At 59.9% G+C, this 5,195-nt stretch carries 5 protein-coding genes; 4 read left to right on the plus strand and 1 reads right to left on the minus strand.

Going from position 1 to position 5,195, the window contains the following annotated elements:
* The 3 genes from RMN95_RS04835 to RMN95_RS04845 form a co-directional block, all read left to right on the plus strand.
* Nucleotides 1–530, plus strand: a 530-nt coding sequence (locus tag RMN95_RS04835) for a glycosyltransferase family 2 protein (RefSeq protein ID WP_309615821.1), incomplete at its 5' end; no start/stop codon positions are given.
* On the plus strand, nucleotides 527–871 hold the full coding sequence (locus RMN95_RS04840; RefSeq protein ID WP_309615822.1) for a DUF2304 domain-containing protein: 345 nt from the start codon (nucleotides 527–529) through the stop codon (nucleotides 869–871). The genes RMN95_RS04835 and RMN95_RS04840, both read left to right, overlap by 4 nt.
* On the plus strand, nucleotides 868–2,424 hold the full coding sequence (locus RMN95_RS04845; RefSeq protein WP_309615823.1) for a DUF2142 domain-containing protein: 1,557 nt from the start codon (nucleotides 868–870) through the stop codon (nucleotides 2,422–2,424). Before RMN95_RS04840 ends, RMN95_RS04845 begins: the two co-directional genes overlap by 4 nt.
* Here RMN95_RS04845 and RMN95_RS04850 read toward each other — a convergent pair.
* A complete protein-coding gene (locus tag RMN95_RS04850) occupies nucleotides 2,405–4,261 on the minus strand; it encodes a hypothetical protein (protein WP_309615824.1) in 1,857 nt (618 codons plus the stop codon). The two genes, RMN95_RS04845 and RMN95_RS04850, sit on opposite strands and share 20 nt — an antisense overlap.
* A gap of 146 nt (nucleotides 4,262–4,407) precedes the next feature.
* Between RMN95_RS04850 and RMN95_RS04855 the strand changes: the two genes are divergently transcribed.
* Nucleotides 4,408–5,195: glycosyltransferase (locus RMN95_RS04855; protein ID WP_309615825.1), on the plus strand; the 788-nt coding region annotated here is incomplete at its 3' end.

A 5,195-nucleotide genomic window follows, 5' to 3' on the forward strand; every position in this document is an offset into this window, starting at 1 on the left:
GATATGCCGTGCGGAATGGCTACACGGCGGTAATACAGTTCGACGGGGATGGTCAGCACAGGCCCGAGCACATACCCGAACTCGTGGCAGGGCTCACCGATGCAGATGTCGTTATCGGGAGCCGTTTTGCCGCGGGCGGCACGTTTAAAGCGTCAGCGGCCAGGCGAGGGGTGCAGAGGTTTATCTCGCGACTAGTGTCGGTCTACGCACGTACCCGACTCAGTGACGCAACCAGCGGATTCAGAATCGCCGGGCCCCGCGCTCTCGCAGTCTTCGCAGAGCACTATCCCGTCGAGTGGTTGGGCGACACCGTCGAGTCGATAGTGTTGGCCACCCGTCAAAACCTGACGGTGAGGGAGGTTCCCGTTGTCATGAACGAACGGATTGGTGGAGTGCCTTCGCAGTCGATTTTTCGTGCCACGCTGTATACCGGGCGCATTCTTTTCATCCTCGGTCTGGCGAGCATCCGGACCGTGCCGCCACAACTGAGGGCACTGCGCCACCAGACCCCTGCGGAGATAGCGGCGTGACCCCTCAGCTGCTCGCGATCATCTTGGCGGTCGTGTTTCTCGTCGCTGTGCTTCTCCTGCTGCGCTCGTACGTCCTGCCAGAGAAGTACGCGGTGCTGTGGCTCGTTGCGTCGATCGCTGCCATAGTCCTCTCGGCATGGCCCGGCCTGCTCGACACTCTGAGTGAGTTTTTCGGGATCTCGCAACCGATAAACCTCCTCTTCGTCGGAGCCTTCTTCGTGATGTTTTTACTGCTCATGCAGATCAGTCTCGAACTTGCCAGAACGAGGGATGAACTTCGAAGGGCCGTTCAACGGCTCGCTCTTGATGTTGAGAGTTCGACCAGAAATTCCGACAAATGACAGCTGAACGGCAGATTTCCCGCCGACCAGCCAGGACCGCCCCACGTTTTCGATGGGTATTCCTTGCACCGCTGCTCGCATTTATAGCACTCGGGGCGTGGGCTTTCGCCTCGCCAATCGGCGCTTCACCGGATGACGACTACCACCTTGTCAGTATCTGGTGTGCTGATAGCGGTGGCGAGCTCTGTGCACCGGCTGCGCAGCAGAACACCCGAGTTGTACCTTCGACGTTTCTGGACCTTATTTGTTACGTCCAGATTGAGCAGCGCAGCGCTAGTTGTCAGCAGTCAGTATGGTCCGGGCATCCGGTGGCTACCCAGCGGGGCAACTTCGCGAATGAGTACCCCCCGATCTTTTATTCCACAATGCACGTGTTCGCAGGGGGTGATATCCAGATCAGTGCTCTGGTGATGCGCCTTGTCAGCGCGGCGATCTTCGTAGCTTTGGCAACGTCACTCGCGGTGCTACTTCCTGTGTCGCGCCGATCAACTCTCTTGTGGGGCTGGCTCGTCACTTTGGTGCCCCTCGGTATGTTCCTCATTCCGTCGAACAACCCGAGTGGATGGGCCATCACCGGCGTCGGGACGGCGTTCCTCGCGCTGCTCGGGTGGTTCGAAACGCGTGGACGACGGCGCTGGGCGCTAGGCGCGCTCTACCTGGTAGGTACCCTGATGGCCGCTGGGTCGCGCGGTGATGGCGCGGTTTATGCCGTGGGAGCGACGGTGACGGTGCTCATCCTCACGTCAGCTCGAACTCGGCCGTGGGCTCTTTCCGCAATCCTTCCCGCCGTAGGCATCATCTTGGCGGTGGCGTTATTTTCCAGCGCCGGTCAGGCAGGTACGGGGATGACCGGCATCACGGGCAGCGGGGTGACGAATCCCGACTTGCCCGCCCTCGGCGCCAGTCAAGCGGATCCGCTGGGCCGGGCCGGGCTGGCCGCTTACAACCTTCTTATGCTTCCGTTCCTGTGGACAGGGGTGTGGGGAACCTGGAGCCTTGGCTGGTTCGATACGCCTCTCCCGGCGATCGTGCCCTGGGCCGCGACCGCAGCGTTTATCGTCGTCGCTTTCGCCGGTGTGGGAAGACTCAACTGGCGAAAGGCTATCGCCGCCTGTGGTGTGCTGATCGTGCTGATCGTGCTCCCGGTCTACGTCCTAACCGTGGGTGGCGACAGGGTGGGCACTGATCTTCAACCCCGGTATTTGTTGCCACTCATCGTGCTGTTTACCTTTGTGCTGCTTGTTGATCCGGCCGAACGTTTCTTGAATTTCAGCAGGGTGCAGAACCTTGCAATTTTGGGTGCGCTCACCATCGCAAACCTCATTGCACTTCAGGTGAACATTCGTCGATACATTACGGGAACAGACGCACAGGGATTCAATCTTGACTCCGGTGGGGAGTGGTGGTGGACAGCGTTCCCGGTTGGACCGAACGCCGTGTGGGTGATCGGCGCGCTTGCCTACGCCGGACTTCTCGCCACACTGTGGCCGCAGCTCCGTCCATGGGTTGAGCCAGCCCTGGAGGGCGACCGTCTCACTCGCCAGCGGGTGTGAATGAAGGAAGCGGTGCGCTTTCGTACAACCGAGGGGCGCGGTTGACGGCCTCTATTGCCTGCTTAAATTCGACGCCGACGACATCCAGGTACCACTTGAGGTTCGGGTAGCGCGGCTGATTCTCAACCTCGACGAGACGCAGGGCTTCTTCGCGAGTGATGTCGCCCTCACGCACCTGGTTGCTCCGGAAAGTGTCGTGCTCGGTGAAGCCGGCGATCGTATAGTACGCGTAGTTGTAGAAGGCCGCAGTGCCGTCGCCGATGCGCCAGGTGGTCTGAGTGTCAGGTGCGCGCTCCCAGTCGTACTCGCTGTCGAGGGTGTCTTCGATCTGCTTTTCGTCCCACCGCCAGTAGTCGAAGATGTGGAAGTAGTCGGACTTGGTGGTGAAGCTGCGGTAGTACTCCCCGGCGAGCGTGTCAGGGATTGAACGATTGAAGTAGCCGGGGCTCTGCAGCATGGCACGGAACCGCAGCGATTGGTACCGGAACTGTTTCATGGCACCGTGGCTGTAAACCCGCTCTTCGGCGAAGTCTGGTGGCACGCCGAGGAAGCCGGACTTGAAGTGCGTGACCTCGAGCGGGTTGATGCCCCACAGGTTGAGGCTGACGCCGGTCTGCCGCTTGAGCGTCTCGATGTGACGGAAGAAGTGCTTATCACCGGCGGTGAGCACGCTCAGCATTCCGAGGTGTGGGGACTTCAGCCACGCGTTGAGGTTGCGGCGGATGTAGTCGCGCTTCTGGGTAATGTCCGCAGCGACGATGATGTTCTCCACGCCGAGTTTTGACGACATGCGGCTCACGTTTCGGCGGCCGAGGTCGGTGACCATACCCCAGTCATAGGTGTAGGTGACGGGGCGCAGCTTGAGCTCATCGATGATGAGGTGCAAGCCATAAGAACTGTCGCGTCCGCCAGAGAAGGGCACCAGCACCTCGTCACCGTACTTGCGGCGGTAAGGCTCGATGAGTTCGAACAGCTCCTCTTTGGGGCGGGGGTGATTTCTTGGCTTGTAGTGGAGGCAGTAGTTGCACACCCCGTTCTCGTCGAACGAGATGAAAGGCATGGTCTCAGGGAGGATGCACTTGGTGCACCGTCGAAACTCGGGTTTCGGGTAAACGAGAAGCTTCTCCTCCGAAGCCGAGACGCCGAGGTTGGGCACCAGGTCGAACTTCCGGTTCGCCCATTCCGTGATGGCTACCTCATCCTTTTGTGCGGGCACGTCGAGGATGACGGAATCGCCGCCGCGGATTTGCCGGATATTCTCGGCTGCAATCTCGCGCAGGGGGTAGCTCTCGGACGAGAACACCGTACCGCCCGACTTTTCACCAATGTAGAGACTGCCGTTATTAGAAAAGAGAAGGAGCTTGCCGAGATGGGGAATGAGCGCGGCGCACGCAACCACACCTTCGGTCATCTCGAGGACGCGTGCCGCTGCATTTTCGACCGAACCACCACCCTCAAGATGCGAGGCGATGATCGCCGGAATCGTTTCGCTGTCAACAGAGAGCTTGGGGCTCTTGCCGAGTTTGCTCCAGATCTTCTCCTCATTGACGATGATGCCGTTGTGGAGGACGACTACCTGCTCGCGCAGAACCGGCTGATTATCACCGGTGCCATTCGTGACGAGCCTGCTGTGTCCGAAGAAAAGGTTGCCGAGCGCCGGTGCGCGCTTGAGAAGCCATCCAATCGGATAGTCCGCACGATAGGCGTGGAAGTTGTCAGCGCCTCTAATGACCATGCCGCTCGAGTCGCGACCGCGCTGTTGCGCGTGCTTTACGAGGGTGTTCACCGAAGTGGAGTCCAGGTCATCCGGGCCGATGAAGCCGAAGATTCCGCACATATTATTGTTTCTCCGATTTGAAGGAGGTCTGTCGTTAGGCTGCACAAGGCGAGCTTGCCCACCGTCAATGATGCCACGAGGACCGCACAGGGGCGGTAGCCTCACGATCTGGACGTAGTCACTTCGGACGCTTATAGGATGGCGTGGTGTCAGCGCAACCCGAAAAGTCGATTCCGCCCGCAAAAAAGGCACTCGTGATTTGCTACTCACCGGTGGGCAATGATGCCCGGGTCTCCAACCAAATCCGCTGGCTCGAGGCCGCCGAATACAGGGTCGACATTCTCAGCCGCGGGCCTGACCATCCCGACGCGTCGGGCCGCGCGTTCCGCATCGGTTACTCAAGCTTTCCCTACCGAGTGCTCAATCACAGCCTGCTGACGCCGCGCGCTCGATTCCATCACCTCGTCGGTAAGCGCATACCGAGTTCGGAACTCCGGGGTGAGAAGTATGACCTCGTTATCGTCAACGACCATCACTTGCTGCCATGGGTGGTGGGGGCGATCCCCGCACTCGCGAAGGGGCCGGTCGTGCTCGACCTGCACGAGCTCTACTCGGGCAATGGCACCGGTTTCTTCTACAAGCTGCTCATCGCGCGCTACGACGATTGGCTGTTAACGTTCATCTCGTCATCAGTGTTTACGAAGCGCCTCACGGTCGCTGAGGGAATTGCCGATGTCTACCGTGACGATTACGGCCTGACCCGCCCCGGGGTGGTCCGCAACGTCGCACCTTATGAACAGCTAACGCCCTCACCCGTCGATCCTGACAACATCATGCTTGTGCATCACGGATTCGCCGCGGTGGAGCGCGGCATAGATATTATGCTTAACGCTGCTCTGCTGCTGGAGTCGCGTTTCTCTCTCGAGCTAATGGTTATCGGCGACGAGCGCTCGCTCGCGCCCCTTCGCCAGCATCCCGCGGTGGCCGCAGGTCG

It is taken from the genome of Salinibacterium sp., from assembly GCF_031364185.1.
Classification (GTDB): domain Bacteria; phylum Actinomycetota; class Actinomycetes; order Actinomycetales; family Microbacteriaceae; genus Rhodoglobus.